Consider the following 17,030-nt stretch of genomic DNA (forward strand, 5'->3'; position numbering starts at 1 on the left):
CGGATCCATGACACCCCCCGCGATCGTCAAGTTCGACAATGTCGTCAAGAAGTTCGGTGATTTTGTTGCCGTGGAGAAGGCCGATTTTGAGATTGGCCAAGGCGAGTTCATGGCGATCATGGGCTCGTCCGGCTGCGGCAAGACAACGACGCTGCGGATGCTGGCGGGCCTCGAAGATCCCACATCGGGCGATATCTATCTGGACGGCGAACGGGTGAACGGCCGCGCCACGTGGGATCGCGACACGCCGATGGTCTGGCAGAGCCTTGCGCTATTTCCATTCCTGACGGTGCAGGAAAACGTTGAGTTTTCGCTGAAAATGCGCGGCGTGGGCAAGGCTGAACGCGCCGAGCGTGCGCGCAAGTGGCTGGACAAGATGCAGATCACCGAATTCGCGGATCGCGGCATTAACCAGTTGTCGGGCGGTCAGCGCCAGCGCGTGGCCCTCGCGCGCGCCTTGGTGACAGAGCCAAAGATTTTGCTGCTGGATGAGCCGCTGTCGGCGCTTGACGCGCACCTAAAGGTGCGGATGCAGGCGGTGCTGTCGAACCTGCAAAAGGATCTGGGCATCACCTTTGTCTATGTCACCCACTCGATGTCCGAGGCGTTTGCAATGGCCGACCGCGTGGTCATCATGTCGCGCGGCCGGATCGAGCAGATCGGCACGCCAGAGGAAATCTACCGCGCGCCGCACAACCGCTTTGTCGCGGAATTCCTTGGCTCGGCCAATATCTTTGACGGGGTTGTGGGCGCGGTGACGCCCGGCGGTCACATGGTCGCCTATGACGGCGGCGAGGTGGATCTGCCGACGTCAGAGTTGCTGAACGCCAAGACCGGCGACAAGGTGACCTTTATGGTTGGCGCCGAGAATCTCGATCTGGCGCCTGTGGACGCAGGGCAGGACGGGCTATCCGCCACTGTCGTCGGCGAGGAGTTTCTAGGCGCAACAGCGACGGTGTTCCTAGAGACGGACGCCGGGCAGGAACTAAAGGTGCAAAAATCGCATGCTGAGTTGAAGGCCGTGAAGTGCCACGCAGGCGCGCGGCTGATCGCGCATTGGGCACCGTCGGCTTGCCATGTATTGCCGGGCGAGAACGCCTGATCTGGGCGGGCGGCGACCCGCCGGATGCTGCCCGACTTTAGGTAACCACGGCGGCGCCCCGAGCTTACGCCTTGCGTGGATCAGCCAGATCGCGCAAGGCGTCGCCCAGTGACGTGGCGCCGAGCGCGGCCAGCGTGATCAGTGCGCCGGGCCACAGCGCGCGGCCCGGATACGCGCCCAGATTTGGCGTGCCTTCAAAGAGCAGCCGGCCCCAGCTGGGCATGTCGGGCGCGAACCCAAAGCCAAGAAAGCTGAGCGCGCTTTCCATAAGGATTGCGGATGCCATCCCCAGTGCCGCAGATACGCCCAGAGGCGCGGCAATGGCAGGCAATATATGACGCCAGATCATTTGCGGCGCACGCGTGCCGATGCTGCGTGCGGCGCGAATGTAGTCGCGTTGCATCAGGGCGCGCACCTCGCCGCGCAGGATGCGTGCGGTGCCCATCCAGGACGTCGCGCCAATAGCGATAGTGATCAGCGCAAAGAGGCCCGCCTCGGGGCCAAAGCGGGCGGCAAGCGGCGCGCGAAATAGTGCGGCGGCGATAAGCAGCAGCGGCAGCAGCGGCAGCGCAAGAAAGAGATCCGTCAGCCGCATCAGCGGGCCGTCCAGCCGCCGCGACATGCCGGACGCCACGCCAATTGCAGTGCCGACGCCGGTAGCCAAAAGCATCGCAACAAACCCCACTGCCAGCGATACGCGCCCGCCAACCATCAGCCGCGCCATCAGGTCGCGGCCCAGCTGATCTGTGCCGAGCGGGTGCGCCCAAGTGGCACCCTGATTGCGCGCAAGAAGGTCCATTTGCGCTGGCGCTACTTGCCATATCAGCGGGCCAATCAGGACAAACGCCGAAAGGCCCAACAGCAGGGCAATGCCAAAGAGGGGCGCGCGCCGACTACGCATCGCGCAGACGCGGGTCAAGCCATGGCAGCGCCAGATCAGACGCAAGATTTGCCAGCACAATCGCCGCCGCAATCAGCACCGTGACAGTTTGCACCACCGGCAGATCGCCGGCCCTGAGCGCCGTAATCAGCAGTTGGCCGATGCCGTTCACGCCAAAAATACTCTCGGTTATGATCGCACCTGCAAAGATCTGAGGCGCCCCAAGCGCGATAACAGGGACCACCGGGATAAGTGAGTTGCGCAGGGCGTGGACCATCAGAATTGTACGCTCGCGCAGTCCCTTGGCGCGGGCGGCGAGGATATATTCCTGCCCCAGCGTATCCAGCATCGCCGCGCGCATATAACGCGTGATCTGCGCCGTGGTTTGCAAGCTGAGCACGGTAATCGGCAGCGCCATCTGCCGCAGCTGCGCGGCAAAGCTATCCCACCCGGTGACGCGAAGCGTCGTGTCGTAGATCGTCGGCGCCCAGTCCAGCTGAATTGCGAAGACATAAATCAGCACCGCGGCGGTAAAGAACGGCGGCAGCGCATATCCCATTGCGGCCAGCCCGGTGCCAGCGCGGTCGATTGCCCCGCCCCGCCCCCCCGCCGACAGAATTCCAAGACCGATAGCGGCAATCACGCCGATGACATAGGCCGAGCCCATGACGATCACGGTTTGTGGCAGGCGCTGCGCGATTAGGGTCATAACCGGTCCGCGCGTTTGCCAACTAAGGATGCGGGGCGCCTCGCCATCGGTGAGGGCGCCCAGTGCGATCGCCGGCTCGACGACCACCATCTGCCACAGCCACATGCCATACCGCACCGGCGCGGACTGCCCAAGGCCAAGCGCCTCGCGCATTTCCGCCCGCACATCTGCCGGAATGGTCGAGGGCAGCTGCGCCATCGGATCGCCCGGCGCGAACTCAAGCAGGGCAAAGATCACCGCTGAGATTACCAGCAGTGTCGGTATCGTCATGGCGAGGCGGCGAAGGGCGTGGGATCGCATGAAAAGGGATGCCTTGGCTGATGAAGGGAGGCGCCGGGCGCCCGCTTGGGCCAGCATAGGCCGGCGGCTGGCTGACGCGCAATGTACGCCGCACCTGGGGTTAGCTCTGCTATCCCGGCAGGCGATACCAGTCAGCGATATTCCACAGCTCGCTATCCCAGGCGTTCAGCTGGACGCCGCCCAGCGAATTGGCGTGTGCGGATACGCGTCCGCGATCGACAAGCGGCACCGCGACGTATTGCTGCACAAGCATATCGTTCAGCGCGCGCGACAGTTTGGCGCGCTCTGCCATGCCCGCAGTGCTGGACAGCTCGCTCAGCAGTGCGTCGTATTCGGGATCGCACCAGTGGCCGACATTGCGCCCCTGCCAGCCGTTTTGCTCATTGGGCGCCGCGTCGCAGGCCCATCCGGCTAGGTATGCCTCGGGATCGGGGCCATCCGTTGCGCTTGCGTACATCTCGATATCGGCGCCGAACTTCTCCAACGTGTCGGGGCTGCCGGGATCGCCGCTAAAGAAAACCGAGGCGTCTATAGTTCGCAATTCCGCATAAGCGCCGATCTGGCGCCACCATTCCTTGGCCAGCGTCTGAAAGTCCTGCCGCACCGCGTTGGCCGAGGTCTGAAAAACGAACCGTAGCTCTGTGCCGCCGCGCTCGCGTACACCGTCGCCGTCGGCGTCGATCCAGCCAGCCTGCGCCAACACGTCGCGCGCGCCGTCCAGATCCTGCGCCGCGCAACCATCGTTGGCCGCCGAGGCATAGGCAGGCGGTGCAGGCACCATGTTGCAGGTGACGCGCCCCGCCGCGCCGTAGCCAATATCGATCATCGTCTGGCGGTCCAGCGCCATCGCCAGCGCCCGGCGCACTGCTATATCCGACAGCGCCGTGTTTGGCTGCAGCGGCGCGTCCTCTGGCGATGGTCCATCTGGGCCTTGTAGGTTAAATGCCATCCTTTCGACCAGCGTCGAGAAGGCCGAGACGACCTGACCCTTGCCGCGCGCGGCCATTGCGGCCAGTACCTCCGGCCCCAGTTGCAGGTTCCATGCGTAGTCAAATTCGCCCGTCTCCAGCACCGCGCGTCCAGCAGACATCGCATCACCGCCGCCTTTCAGCAGCACATGGCCGAACGCAGGATGCCCCGGCACGCGGTAGGCCGGATTTGCCTCAAATAGGGCGGTGTCGCCGGGCCTGAATTCGGCCACTTTAAATGGTCCCGTACCAATTGGTGCGAAGTTGGCCTCTGTGCACCCGGGCGCGCGCGGCCCCAGACAATATGCGAATTGCGCTGCCTGCAAAAGAGGTGTCTGCGGGCCGACGAATGGCCCATAGGGAAACGGCCTCGGCTCTTCGAAATGCAATACAGCGGTCAGATCATCGGGCGTCTCGACGCGCGCCACGTCGCGAAATTTGTCCGCCTGTGCGCAGCCTGCGCCGGGCGCTACGCAGTAGCGATGGGTAAATGCAATATCAGCCGAGGTGACGGGGCTGCCATCGGACCATTTTAGACCCGGAATCAGCTGCCAGCGGATACTGCGCAGATCAGCCGCGACGCCGCCATTGGCCAGTGTCGGTATCTCGCGCACCAGCCACGGGATCATCTCGCCGTCCGGCGAAAGACGCGCCAGCGGCTCCAGCACCAAAGAGGCCGCCTCGATATCCTTGACGCCTCCCGACAGGTACGGGTTCAGCGTCGAGGGCGCCTGCCAGTAGAGGATACGCAGAACGCCATCAGTTCCGCGCTCGTCCGAGACGTGCGCGGCATTTGCAATGCCCAAAATGAGGCAGGTCATCAACGGGGCGAGGGCCAAAGACGCGGCACCGGATTGTTTCGTGATGAAATTATCCCCCAGAAAATGCACCAGACCATATGCGCAAATTGGCGCCCCTGCGCAAGCGTAGGGCCCCAGACGCTATAAAACTAGCGATTTCAGCGTGCAAGTGCTGGTGGAACTTGCGGCGCCTGTCGGATTGATGCGACAATTTGCAGGTGTATGCGGGGCTGGGCGGGGCCGCGCCCTAAATCTGCGCGATTGTAACCTGTCATCGCCTCCAAGGAATGCCGCGATTACGAATCTTCTGGATATCCAAGACATGTCGCTGCGCCATTCGGGTGCGGTGCATTTTGCGGCGTCTGGCGTGTCGCTGCGTGTTGCGCCGGGCGAGGTGCTGAGCCTTATCGGACCGTCGGGAGCGGGCAAATCATCGCTTGCCGCTGCGCTGCTGGGGCTGCTGCCGGGCGCCGAAGTCACGGGCCGTGCGATGTGGTCAGGGCAGGGCGGTGCAACATGCGATCTTGCGGCGCTGCGGCCCGCCGCGCTGCGCCATCTGCGCGGGCGCGAGATTGCGATGATCTTTCAAGACCCGGCATCGACGCTGAACCCGGTGTTAACCGTCGAGCGGCAGGTCGGCGAGGCGATGCGCTCACATCTGGGGCTGGGTGCGGCCGCCGCGCGGGCGCGCAGTATTCAGCTACTGTCTCGCGCCGGTATGCCTGACCCCGAGGGGTGCCTTGCCGCCTATCCCCACCAACTGTCGGGCGGGATGCGCCAGCGCGTTGCGATCGCGGCGGCGCTCTCTTGCGGCCCTCGCCTGCTGATCGCGGACGAGCCGACGACGGCGCTGGACGCGCACCTGCGTGCAGGCATTCTGGATCTGCTGGATAGCTACCGGAGCGAGACAGGGATGGCCCTGCTGCTGATCACGCATGATATGCGTTCGGTGCAGCGCATGGGCGGGCGCGTCGCCGTGATGGAGGCCGGCCGCATCGTCGAGGAGGGGGCAGCGCGCGAGGTACTTGCCGCGCCGCGACACGCCTGCACGCGCGCGTTGGTCGACGCGGCGCGGCTGCCAGCACCGCCAACAATGGCAGCCCCCGCTAAGCCGCTGCTGCGGCTGGAGGGGGCAACTGTGCGCTACGGGAGCACCGCGCCGGCGGTGAATTTGGCCGATCTGGCGCTTGCACCCGGCGAAACACTGGCGCTGGTCGGCGCGTCGGGCAGTGGCAAGTCGTCGCTGGCCCGTGCCGCGCTGGGGCTGGAGCGTTTGGCAAGCGGCGCGGTCTGCTGGCGCACCCGCGATATCGCGCAGATGTCGCGCCGCGAGGTGCATGGCGCCCGCACGAGTATCCAGATGGTATTTCAAGACCCCGCGACCGCGTTAGAGCCGCGCCGCCAGCTAGGGCGGCAGGTAGCCGATCCCTTGCGCAATTACGGACGGGCGGTGAACACAGCACAGATCGAGGCGCTGTTCGCGCAGGTGGGCCTCGCGCCAGAGCTGATGCAGCGATTCCCGCACGAGGTGTCGGGCGGTCAGCGACAGCGCGCCGCGATCGCCCGCGCGCTGGTGCTGAACCCCGATATTGTGGTTGTGGACGAAGGGCTGTCGTCGCTCGATACCGTGCAGGCGGCCTCCCTTTTGCGTCTTTTGCGGGCAGAGCAGGCCCGCCGCGGCCTTGCTATGCTGTTCGTGACACATGATCTGCGCGCGGCGCGCAGCATCGCGCACCGAATCGCGGTGATGGATGAGGGGCGTATCATTGAGGTTGGCGCGGCGGCGCAGATCCTGTCGGCTCCGGTCCATCCACGCACACGCGCCCTGATCGCGGCCAGCGAACTGGACCGCGACCCGAGGCCGCCGCAATAGCACCCTTTACGCCGGGCGCGGCGAGGTTCATCCTCGCTCCGAGCGCCAAAGGAGATGATCATGCCCATCAAGAACCGTTTTGCCGACACACACGCCGACATCACTGCATGGCGCCGCGATATCCACGCCCATCCTGAGTTGATGTTCGACACCCACCGCACCAGTGCTCTGGTGGCAGATAAGCTGCGCGAATTTGGCTGCGACGAGGTTGTGACAGGCATCGGGCGCACTGGCGTTGTCGGCGTTATAAAGGGCCGCGCATCCGCCTCGGGCAAGGTCGTGGGCCTGCGCGCCGACATGGACGCACTGCCGATCCTTGAGGCGACGGGCGCGGACTATGCCAGCACCGTGCCGGGCGCAATGCACGCCTGCGGGCACGACGGACATACAGCCATGCTACTGGGCGCGGCGCAATATCTGGCCGAAACGCGCAATTTCGACGGCACCGCCATCGTCATATTCCAGCCCGCCGAAGAGGGCGGCGGGGGCGCTGCCGTCATGTGCGAAGAGGGCCTGATGGACCGTTTCGGCATTCAGGAAGTGTATGGGATGCATAATTGGCCGGGCGTGCCAGCGGGCAGCTTTGCCATTCGGCCGGGCGCATTTTTCGCCTCGACTGACGAGTTTGAAATGATCGTAACCGGCCGGGGCGGCCACGCGGCCAAACCGCATGAGGGCGTCGATCCCATCGTGACGTCCGCGCAATTGATTACCATGTTGCAGACCATATCCAGCCGCAATGCTGATCCGACCGAGCAGTTGGTCGTCTCGGTCACATCCATCGAATCGTCGACCACCGCGTTCAACGTGATCCCAGGATCTGTGCATCTGAAAGGCACGGTGCGAACGCTGAACAATGCCATGCGCGATCTGGCCGAGGCGCGGCTGCGCGGCATTTGCGAGCATCTGGGCGCGGCCATGGGCGGCAACGTGGAACTGCGTTACCAGCGCAACTATCCGGTGATGGTTAACCACCCCGAACAGACCGATTTTGCCGCCGAGGTCGCGCGCGGGGTCTCGGGCGATTGCGCCCATGCGCCGCTGGTCATGGGCGGCGAGGATTTCGCCTATATGCTGGAGGAGCGGCCGGGCGCCTACATCCTGGTCGGCAATGGCGATACGGCCGCGGTTCACAATGCCGAGTACGACTTCGACGACGCGATCATCCCCGCTGGGTGCAGTTGGTGGGCTGAGATCGTAGAGCGGCGGATGCCTGTTTAGGCCCCGCGCCAGAGGGCCTCATAGACCGCGCCGATGCCGTCTGCTTCTGCCTCGACGCTGAACTTGGACTGCGCGATCTGCCGCGCGGCATCCGACATCGCGGCGTGGCGCGCGGGATCACCTAGTAATGTTGTCAGCGCCTCTGCCGCGTCATCTGCATTCGCGACGATCTGGCCCGCCGCTCCGTTACCTGTGAAATCGCGGTAGTATCCGGCGTCCGTCGCAACGAAGGGCACACCGCTGGCCATCCCCTCGAGCGGGGCCATGCCATAACCCTCATAGCGCGGTAGTTGCACTACGGCAGACAGGCCGCGCAGGAGGGCAGGCAGCGCGTCGGGCGCGATTTCGCCGGGAAACAGAATGCGCTCTTGCAGGTGCACGGCTGCGATACGGTCCTTTAGTCCTTGCAGAAATGCAAGATCACTACGCCCCGCGCGCCCCAAGACCAATGCCGTTGTACCGGGCTGGCCCGGCAGTAGTTTCAGCATCGCATCAACGAAGCGATCAGTTCCTTTTTCGGGCCGAATGCGCCCTATTGTGGCAATGCCGCGCTGGCCGGGGTAGCCCGCCTGCGCCCACGCGGCAGCGCGGTCCTCTGCCGGGTGAAAGGTCGCGCAATCAACGCCGTGGGGGACCACGGCGCGCACATGCGGCACAAAATCTGCGGCGCGCGCCGTCGTCGCAATCACGGCGTCCATCCGCGAGATCAGCCAACGGGGCAGCGCTGAATGACGCCTTTGCGCAGCGGAGGTAAAGACAATGCGGATCGGTAGGCGCAGAACATCACGCGCCCAGAGCGCGCTGCGCATCTCGCTATTGCGCCTAACATGCCAGATGACGAAGGGCCGACCAGGCGGCACGTCGCGCGAGAGCCGACGCGCCTCGGCTACCGTAACAGGCGCGGGGCAACCGGGCAGGGCGCGGCCTGCAAGTGCCAGATCATATCGCGCCGTTTGGGCGCGCAGCACGCCTGCCGCCGTGGCGGACACGCCAGTAAAGTTTGCGTTGAAATTGGTGACGATCAGCTCGGTCAAGTCGCATGCTCCCCGCATCGCTCTGGCCCGTCCTAACCCAGCCTGAGCGCGGCGCAAAGGGTGGATGCGAGATCCTCAAGCTGGTCGTCCTGCGCTGCGGCGAACTGGCTGGCGCGGCTCTGCATGATCGCCAGCATATCGGGCGCAGCGTTCAATTCCAGCAGCGCGTCGGCCAGCGCCGCAGCATCCTCGACCTGCCGGGCGGCCCCGGACGCATCTATCTGGGCGTAGGCTGCGGCGAAATTGGCGTAGAGCGGGCCGTGCAGAACCGCCGCGCCGCCATGGGCCACCTCGTAGGGGTTGTGCCCGCCCACGGGCACGAACGAGCCGCCGACGCAGACGATAGGAGCGAGGGCGTACCACAGCCCCATCTCGCCCAACGTATCGGCCAGATAAACCTGCGTAGATGGGTCAACCTCGCCTCCGGTCGAGCGACGCGCGTGGCGCAAATTGGCCTTGTCCAGCATCGCGGCGATGCCTTCTGCCCGCTCTGGGTGGCGCGGAATGAGTATTAGTAGCGCCTCAGGCTGCGCCTCCAGCAGCGAAACGTGGGCCGTTATCGCCACATCTTCTTCGCCCGGATGGGTCGAGGCCATTGCCCAGACCGGCCGCCCGCCAATCTGGGCGTTTAACTGTGCCACCGCCGCGGCATCATAGGGCACCGGCCCAGCCATCGCCTTGAGGTTCGCCCCCTCAGCCGCACAATCGCACCCCAAGCGGCGTAGGTGATCCGCTGTGCGTGCGTCCTGACAATGTACCATGGCGAAGTGGCCTAGCAGATGGCGCGCGGTGCCGCCGATCCGCGCCCAACCGCGCGCCGAGCGGTCGGAGATGCGCGCATTGAGCAGCGCCAGAGGGATGCCCCGCCGGGCGGCAACGCGCAGTATATTCGGCCACAACTCGCTTTCGACAAAGACGCCTGCGCTTGGCTGCCAATGATCTAGAAACCGGGTCACGGCGGCAGGCGCGTCAAGTGGGGCAAACTGGTGCAGGCAGCGCGGCGGCATCCGCTGCGCAAGGATGCTGGCCGAGGTCGCGGTGCCGCTGGTGATCAGGAAATTCAGCGCCGGATGTGTCTCTCCCAGATGCGCGATCAGGCGCAGGATCGACAGGCTCTCACCTACACTGGCGGCGTGAAACCATAGTAGATCGCCAGCAGGGCGAGGCATCGACGCATGGCCCATACGCTCGGCTATGCGCGCCTTGCTGGTGCCGTGCGCGGTCAGCTTGCGCTGCACGCGCCGCATCGCCAGCGGTGCAATTGCGCGGGATGCGAGCGCATAGACGCGCAGCAATAGCGTCGGCGGGCCGAGGCTGGCGGGCATCCCTTAGCCGCCCGTGTGGCTCATATGGCGGGGCATCTTGCCGTCGACGCCCTGCCGGGAATAGTCGAAATCGTGGCCCTTAGGCTTGCGGGCAATCGCGGCGCGGATGGCGTCCTGCAAGGGTGCGATATCGCCGGGATTATTCCGCAAGGGGGGGCGCAGATCGGCCATATCCTCTTGGCCGAGGCACATGTACAGCTCGCCAGTGCAGGTCAGGCGCACCCGATTGCAGCTTTCGCAGAAATTATGCGTCAGCGGAGTGATGAAGCCGATCTTTTGTCCAGTCTCCTCCAGCCGGACATAGCGTGCGGGGCCGCCGGTACGCTCGGGCAGGTCGGTGACGGTATAGCGCTCGGACAGCCGGGCGCGCAGATCCTTGAGCGGCCAATACTGGCTTAGCCGATCCTCGTTGCCGATGTCGCCCATTGGCATCACCTCGATCCACGTCAGATCCATGTCGCGGCTGGCGCACCATTCCGTAAGGCTGAACAGCTCGCTCTCGTTAAAGCCCTTTAGCGCAACTGCGTTAATCTTGACCCGCAGCCCGGCACTCTGCGCCGCGTCAATGCCCCGCAGCACTTGGGGCAGACGGCCCCAGCGGGTGATGTCGGCAAACTTCTGTTCGTCGGCAGTATCCAGCGACACGTTCACGCGGCGCACACCTGCAGCATAAAGGCCCTCCGCAAACCGCTCCAGCTGTGATCCGTTGGTGGTCAGGGTCAGTTCGGCCAGTGCGCCGCTCTCCAGATGCCGGCTCATGCTGTTAAAAAACGTCATGATTTCGCGCCGCACTAACGGCTCGCCGCCAGTGATACGCAGCTTGCGAACGCCCATTCCGACGAAGGCGCTGCACATACGGTCCAACTCCTCCAGCGTCAGAAGTTCCTTTTTCGGCAGGAATGTCATGTTCTCGGACATGCAGTAAACACAGCGAAAATCGCAGCGATCTGTCACCGACACACGCAGGTAGTCGATGGCGCGCTGAAAGGGATCTATCAAGGGCGTATTCATACCCCAAAAGGTAAGCGTCGCGGCGGGGCGGGGCAATAGGCGATGTGCCGAAGGCGGGGCATTGCCAGTACGTTGCACGCAGGGGCCGATGGGGATTGAACGGGCTGGCGGCGCACAATAGGCTGGCGATATGAAAAATTTGATCCTCATCTCAGCGGCGACTGTAGTTGCGGGCTGCGCAGCGGCGCCGGACTGGCTGTCCCCCGGCCGCACGCCGACGCCCGAAGCAGAACCGGCTACAATAACTGCACCCTCAACCGCGCCAAAGGTGCCGCCGAATGCGCGCACAGTTGAGCAGTTTGATACCACGAGTGCGGCGGACAAGGCGGCGGCCGCGCAGCCCGCCGCTGGCGGCACGGCACTGGGCACGACCATTGCCAGCCTTGGCGCGCCGGGTGAGCCGGGTTTCTGGCTCAAGACGCCATTGGTGAAGAAACCGGGGCCGGGCCGCGTCGTTTATCCCGCCAACGGTAAGTCGGTAAAGGTCGATTTGATCCCGTTAGGGGGCGATGCGGGTGCAGGCAGCCGGATGTCTCTGGCTGCCTTGCGCGTGATAGAGGCGCCGCTGACGGGCCTGCCCGAAGTGCAGGTGTTCTCGCTGAAATAGTGGCTATTCAACCGTTACTGATTTGGCCAGATTACGCGGCTGATCCACATCCGTCCCCTTAGCGACGGCTGCATGATAGGCAAGGAACTGCACCGGGATCGCATAGAGGATTGGCGCCAGATCGTCGTCGATATCTGGCATGATGATCGTCTGCCAGACGCCATCGGATGCCGTCTTGGCGCCCGCTGCGTCCGTGATCAGGATCACCTTGCCACCGCGCGCCATAACCTCCTGCATGTTCGATACCGTCTTGTCGAAGAGAGCGTCACGCGGGGCTATAACGACGACTGGCATCTGCTCATCGACCAGCGCGATGGGGCCGTGTTTTAACTCTCCAGAGGCATAAGCTTCGGCGTGTATATAGCTGATTTCCTTTAGTTTTAAGGCACCCTCTAGTGCCAACGGAAACATCCGTCCGCGCCCTAGAAACAGCACATCGCGAGATTGAGAGATGCGCAAGGCAACGCCGCGCACCGTCTCTTCGATGCTCATCGCCTGATTGAATGTGGCCGGTAGGCTGCGCAGCGATGCCAGTTTGGCCTTGAAGCCCTCATCGGTCAGGCGCCCGCGCGCATGCGCAGCCTTGAGCGCAAGCAAAAGCAAGACGGTGAGTTGGCAGGTAAACGCCTTGGTCGAGGCGACGCCGATCTCGACGCCTGCATGGATAGGCATGTTCAAGTCGCTCTCGCGCGCAATTGAGCTTTCGGGCACGTTCGTCACTGCGAGGATGGTCTGCGCCAGCGGCGCGCAGTAGCGCAGGGCGGCTAGCGTGTCTGCCGTCTCGCCCGACTGGCTGACAAAGAGAGCGGCTGTGCCTTCGGTCACCGGAGGGGTGCGATAGCGGAATTCGGACGCAAAATCGACCTCCACGGGCAGTCCGGCTAGTTGCTCAAACCAATATTTGGCCGTGAGGCAGGCGTAGTAGGCGGTGCCGCAGGACGCCATTGTGATCCGGTTTATGGATGCAAAATCAATGCCGTCACCGGGCAGAATGATGTCGCTGGCATCCGGCGCGATATAGCTGGCAAGCGTTTCGCTGATGACGGTCGGCTGCTCGGCGATTTCTTTGGACATAAAGTGTTTGTGCCCGGCCTTGTCGATGCGCGCGGCGTCGATGCGAATTGTGCGGGCCTCACGTTGGACAGTTTGGCCATCTGCGTCGATGATCGTGACCTCGCTCCGGCTTAGGATTGCGCAGTCACCCTCTTCCAAATAGGTGATCCGGTCGGTCATAGGGGCCAGCGCAATGGCGTCCGAGCCGACATAAACCTCGCCCTCGCCATGGCCAATGGCCAGCGGGCTACCCTTGCGGGCGGCGATCATCAAATCCGGTTCCCCGTCAAAGAGAAAGGCGAGGGCATATGCTCCCTCCAGCTTTGCAAGTGTTGCGCGCGCGGCCTCGATAGGCGACATCCCACTCTCGAGATGATGCTGTGCCAGCAAGGCGACCGTTTCGGTATCCGTTTCGGTCTGGTAGGCGATGCCGACCTCGGCCAATTCGGCGCGCAGATCGCGGTAGTTTTCGATGATACCGTTATGCACCACGGCAACGGCACCCGCGCGATGTGGGTGCGTGTTTACCAGCGTCGGGGCGCCATGCGTGGCCCACCGGGTGTGGCCAATGCCTGATTTGCCAGCCAACGGCTCGTGAACCAACAGATCGCTGAGGTTCACCAGCTTGCCTATGGCGCGGCGCCGACCTAGCACGCCCTCGTTTACGGTTGCGATACCGGCGCTGTCATAGCCTCGATATTCCAGCCGTTTCAGGGCCTCGACCAACATTGGGGCCACTTCATGCTGGCCAAGGATACCTACAATACCGCACATTATGACGCCCCTTTTGTGTTCTTATTCTTGGCATGCTTTAACTTATCGAACAATTTGCGTGCGAGCCCCGGTTTGTTGACCTGCCGCGCACGTGCCACCGCAAGCGCACCGTCCGGCACATCCTGAGTGACGACCGATCCCGACGCCGTCATGGCGTGATCGCCGATTTGTACGGGCGCGATCAGCATCGTGCTGGACCCGATGAAGGCATGCGCGCCGATCGCTGTATGATGCTTGGACACGCCATCGTAATTGCAGGTCACTGTGCCCGCGCCGACATTCGCGCCCGCCCCGATATGCGCGTCGCCAATATAGCTGAGGTGGTTCACCTTGGCGCCTTCGTCCAGCACGGCATTTTTGATCTCGACGAAATTGCCGACGCGCACATCCTCGGCCAATTCGGCGCCGGGGCGCAGGCGGGCGTAGGGGCCGACGATGGCGCCGCGGGCCACATGACATCCCTCAAGGTGGCTGAACGCACGGATATGTGCGCCGCTTTCTACTGTGACGCCGGGGCCAAAGACCACGTTCTGTTCGATTAGCGTATCGCGGCCTATGACTGTGTCGTAGGCGAAATAAACGCTGCCGGGGGCATAAAAATTAACGCCATCCTCGAAGGCGGCGGCGCGCGCGCGTGATTGAAACAGATCCTCGGCGGCGGCCAGCTCCTCGCGCGAATTGACGCCGAGTGTCTCGGCCTCGTCGCAGGCGATTGCGGTGGCGGTCAGGCCTTGTGCGCGAGCGATGCCGATGATGTCGGTCAGGTAATATTCGCCGGACGCGTTGTCATTGCCGACCGCGTCGATCAGTTGGAACAGCGTATCGCTATCTGCGGCAATAACGCCGGAATTACAGAATGTTAGAGCACGCTCTGCCTCTGACGCATCCTTGAACTCGACAATACGCTCCAGCGCGCCGCCGTTCATCACAAGGCGGCCATAACGCCCCGGATCGGCGGCCTCAAAGCCGAGAACCACGATATCGTGATCGCGCCGCGCCTCTATCATCCGCTCCAGCGTGCCCGGCTGGATAAAAGGTGTGTCGCCATAAAGAACCAGCGCGTCGCCGTCATGGCCCGCGAGTGCCGCGCGGGCGCAGCCGACCGCGTGGGCGGTGCCTAGCTGCTGCTCTTGCCGGGCGGCGATAACCTCGGGATCATGCTCCAATGCGGCCGCCTCAACGGCGTCCGCGCCATGTCCGGTGACGACGGCGATGCGCGCGGGCTCTAATGTGGCCCCGGCGCGCAGGGCGTGGACGAGCATCGGCGCGCCCGCAATGGGGTGCAAAACCTTGGGCATGTCAGATTTCATCCGCGTGCCTTTACCAGCGGCAAGGACGATCAGGGCAGTGCTCATTAACAAGAAATCCTTTGTATCACGCGTCCGTCCGTTCTATCTGGCTCAGCCGTAGGTGCAAGACAGCGGGCGATCAAACTAGATTGCCAAATGTGACAGGCCGGGCGGAAAAGCGCCGGCAACGTTCTATATCAGCCGCAACAGAATGGGAGTGCCGCGATGCGCAGCATCATCTTTGATCTCGACGGAACGCTGGCCGACACCAGTGGCGATCTTCTTAAAGCGGCCAATGCGTGTTTTCGCGATATGGGCGTTGGCGATATGCTGGGCGCGGCCGACGCGGGCACCGCACTGTGCGGCGGGCGCGCGATGTTGTCGCTGGGCCTGGAACGGATGGGCCAGGTGCCTGATCCAGACCTGCTTGACCGATATTACCCCTATCTGCTTGAGGCATATGAGGCCGAGATCGACACCCACTCTGTATTTTATCCCGGCGCGCTAGATGCGGTGGCGGCGCTGTGTGCTGCTGATTTTAAGGTCGCTGTGTGCACGAACAAGCCTGAGTATCTGGCGCGCAAGTTGCTGACAAACATGGGCGCGCTTGACCTTTTCGGCGCCCTCATCGGCGCTGATACCCTGACCGTGCGCAAGCCCGATCCAGAGCCACTGCGCGAGGCGGCGCGCCGTGCAGGCGGCGATCCGGCGCATTGTCTGATGGTGGGCGATACGATCACAGATCACAGCACGGCCCGCGCGGCCGGCGTGCCATCCGTTCTGGTCACCTTTGGGCCGAATGGCGCGGAGATGGCCGCACTTGCGCCGGATGCGCTGTTGCATGATTTCGGCGAACTACCGGCCATTGCGGCCCGATTATTGGCGTGAGCGACATGACCGAGCGTTTTGGCGGCAGTTTCACCCAGCAGGAGGCGATCCCTGAGGACGCTATTGAGGCGGCAGTCGCTGTCCTGCGCTCAGGCCGGCTGCACCGATATAACTCTGACGATGGTGAGGTTGCCGCGTTAGAGCGCGAGTTTGCCGCCTATACCGGTGCGAAATACGCGCTGGCAGTGGCGTCTGGAGGCTATGCCATGGGCGCGGCGCTGCGCGCGGTCGGGGTCAAGCCCGGCGACAAGGTGCTGACCAATGCGTTTACGCTGGCGCCGGTGCCGGGCGCTATTGCAGGGGTCGGGGGCGTGCCAGTCTTTGTTGGCGTGACCGAGGCATTGACCATTGATCTGGACGATCTGCAGGCAAAGGCCAGCAGCGCGAGCGTCCTGATGCTAAGCCATATGCGCGGCCATTTGGCCGACATGGACCGCCTGATGCAGATCTGCGATGCGGCCGGTGTGACCGTCATCGAGGATTGCGCGCATACGATGGGCGCAACCTGGCGCGGGCGTATGTCGGGGCGCGACGGCCTTATCGGCTGTTATTCTGTGCAGACCTACAAGCATATGAATGCCGGTGAGGGCGGGTTTCTGATCACCGACGATGATGACATCGCGGCGCGTGCGATCCTGCTGTCGGGGTCATATATGCTATATGCGCGGCACGGAACTGTGCCGCCCGAGGCCGCTTTTGAGCGCGCAAAGTACGTGACGCCGAATCTGTCGGGCCGTATGGACAATCTGCGCGCCGCTATCCTGAGGCCGCAGTTGTGGCGGCTGGAATTGCAGTGCGAGGCGTGGAACGCGCGCTACCGAATTGTCGAGGAGGGCCTGCAAAATACGCCGGGCCTGACTGTGGTCGAGCGTCCCGACGAGGAGACGTTCGTTGGCTCATCAATTCAATTCCTCTTGCTGGATTGGCCCGATGGGTATGTAAGCGAAGTCCTGTCGCGCTGCGCCGCGCGAGGGGTACAGCTCAAATGGTTCGGCGGTGCCGAGCCTGAGGGGTTTACCAGCCGCTACGACAGCTGGCGCTATGCGCCGAGCGAGCGGATGCCAGCCAGTGACCGCGTGCTGCGCGGCACCATCGACATGCGCCTTCCGCTGACGTTCAGCTTAGACGACTGCGCCCTGATCGCGCGCATAATCCGCGCCGAGGTGGGCGCGGTATGGCAGAGCATCAACGGCTGA

14 protein-coding genes are annotated in these 17,030 nt (G+C 63.6%); 6 read left to right on the forward strand and 8 right to left on the reverse strand.

The features are described 5' to 3' along the window. Window positions 1-7: 7 nt before the first annotated feature. Window positions 8-1,102 carry an ABC transporter ATP-binding protein gene (locus MK6180000_RS04580; RefSeq protein WP_138933665.1) on the forward strand — a complete coding sequence of 365 codons (1,095 nt, stop codon included), beginning with the start codon at window positions 8-10 and terminating at the stop codon, window positions 1,100-1,102. Between the two features lie 64 nt (window positions 1,103-1,166). Here the strand turns inward: MK6180000_RS04580 and MK6180000_RS04585 are convergent, their stop codons facing one another. The 3 genes from MK6180000_RS04585 to MK6180000_RS04595 all read right to left on the reverse strand — a co-directional run bounded on the left by MK6180000_RS04585 (window position 1,167) and on the right by MK6180000_RS04595 (window position 4,780). Next, window positions 1,167-2,021, reverse strand: coding sequence for an ABC transporter permease (locus tag MK6180000_RS04585; RefSeq protein WP_246040429.1), 855 nt, complete (start codon window positions 2,019-2,021; stop codon window positions 1,167-1,169). Continuing rightward, window positions 1,996-2,991: an ABC transporter permease gene (locus tag MK6180000_RS04590; protein WP_138933666.1), complete on the reverse strand. Its 996-nt coding sequence runs from the start codon at window positions 2,989-2,991 to the stop codon at window positions 1,996-1,998. Before MK6180000_RS04590 ends, MK6180000_RS04585 begins: the two co-directional genes overlap by 26 nt. A 109-nt stretch (window positions 2,992-3,100) precedes the next feature. Beyond that, window positions 3,101-4,780, reverse strand: a complete 1,680-nt coding sequence (locus tag MK6180000_RS04595) for a peptide ABC transporter substrate-binding protein (RefSeq protein ID WP_138933667.1) — start codon at window positions 4,778-4,780, stop codon at window positions 3,101-3,103. A 301-nt stretch (window positions 4,781-5,081) separates the two neighbouring features. On the opposite strand from MK6180000_RS04595, the gene nikE reads away from it, so the two are divergent. Further along, on the forward strand, window positions 5,082-6,632 hold the full coding sequence (gene nikE / locus MK6180000_RS04600; RefSeq protein ID WP_171054545.1) for a nickel ABC transporter ATP-binding protein NikE: 1,551 nt from the start codon (window positions 5,082-5,084) through the stop codon (window positions 6,630-6,632). 60 nt (window positions 6,633-6,692) lie between these two features. Continuing rightward, window positions 6,693-7,853 carry a M20 aminoacylase family protein gene (locus tag MK6180000_RS04605; protein ID WP_138933669.1) on the forward strand — a complete coding sequence of 387 codons (1,161 nt, stop codon included), beginning with the start codon at window positions 6,693-6,695 and terminating at the stop codon, window positions 7,851-7,853. On the opposite strand, the gene MK6180000_RS04610 is transcribed toward MK6180000_RS04605, so the two are convergent. From MK6180000_RS04610 to moaA, 3 genes are read right to left on the reverse strand one after another with little or no spacing between them, the layout of a single operon-like run. Continuing rightward, complete coding sequence (locus MK6180000_RS04610; protein ID WP_138933670.1) at window positions 7,850-8,887, reverse strand: glycosyltransferase family 4 protein; 1,038 nt, start codon at window positions 8,885-8,887, stop codon at window positions 7,850-7,852. The two genes, MK6180000_RS04605 and MK6180000_RS04610, sit on opposite strands and share 4 nt — an antisense overlap. Before the next feature lie 32 nt (window positions 8,888-8,919). Then, on the reverse strand, window positions 8,920-10,212 hold the full coding sequence (locus tag MK6180000_RS04615; RefSeq protein ID WP_138933671.1) for a 3-deoxy-D-manno-octulosonic acid transferase: 1,293 nt from the start codon (window positions 10,210-10,212) through the stop codon (window positions 8,920-8,922). A gap of 3 nt (window positions 10,213-10,215) precedes the next feature. Then, window positions 10,216-11,223, reverse strand: a complete 1,008-nt coding sequence (moaA, locus tag MK6180000_RS04620) for a GTP 3',8-cyclase MoaA (RefSeq protein WP_138936338.1) — start codon at window positions 11,221-11,223, stop codon at window positions 10,216-10,218. Window positions 11,224-11,353: 130 nt separating this feature from the next. Between moaA and MK6180000_RS04625 the strand changes: the two genes are divergently transcribed. After that, the gene (locus MK6180000_RS04625; protein WP_171054546.1) at window positions 11,354-11,830 is read left to right on the forward strand and encodes a D-galactarate dehydratase; all 477 of its coding nucleotides are present in this window, start codon (window positions 11,354-11,356) and stop codon (window positions 11,828-11,830) included. A 3-nt stretch (window positions 11,831-11,833) separates the two neighbouring features. Here MK6180000_RS04625 and glmS read toward each other — a convergent pair whose 3' ends face one another. After that, on the reverse strand, window positions 11,834-13,657 hold the full coding sequence (glmS, locus tag MK6180000_RS04630; protein ID WP_138933672.1) for a glutamine--fructose-6-phosphate transaminase (isomerizing): 1,824 nt from the start codon (window positions 13,655-13,657) through the stop codon (window positions 11,834-11,836). Further along, window positions 13,657-15,012 carry a bifunctional UDP-N-acetylglucosamine diphosphorylase/glucosamine-1-phosphate N-acetyltransferase GlmU gene (gene glmU / locus MK6180000_RS04635; protein ID WP_138933673.1) on the reverse strand — a complete coding sequence of 452 codons (1,356 nt, stop codon included), beginning with the start codon at window positions 15,010-15,012 and terminating at the stop codon, window positions 13,657-13,659. The genes glmS and glmU overlap by 1 nt, the downstream gene beginning before the upstream one ends. A gap of 159 nt (window positions 15,013-15,171) precedes the next feature. Between glmU and MK6180000_RS04640 the strand changes: the two genes are divergently transcribed. Next, window positions 15,172-15,834 (forward strand): HAD-IA family hydrolase, encoded by a 663-nt coding sequence (locus MK6180000_RS04640; RefSeq protein ID WP_138933674.1) that lies wholly within the window; start codon window positions 15,172-15,174, stop codon window positions 15,832-15,834. A 5-nt stretch (window positions 15,835-15,839) separates the two neighbouring features. Continuing rightward, on the forward strand, window positions 15,840-17,030 hold the full coding sequence (locus tag MK6180000_RS04645; RefSeq protein ID WP_138933675.1) for a DegT/DnrJ/EryC1/StrS family aminotransferase: 1,191 nt from the start codon (window positions 15,840-15,842) through the stop codon (window positions 17,028-17,030).

It is taken from the genome of Roseovarius arcticus (assembly GCF_006125015.1).
In the GTDB taxonomy this organism is placed as follows: Bacteria; Pseudomonadota; Alphaproteobacteria; order Rhodobacterales; family Rhodobacteraceae; genus Roseovarius; species Roseovarius arcticus.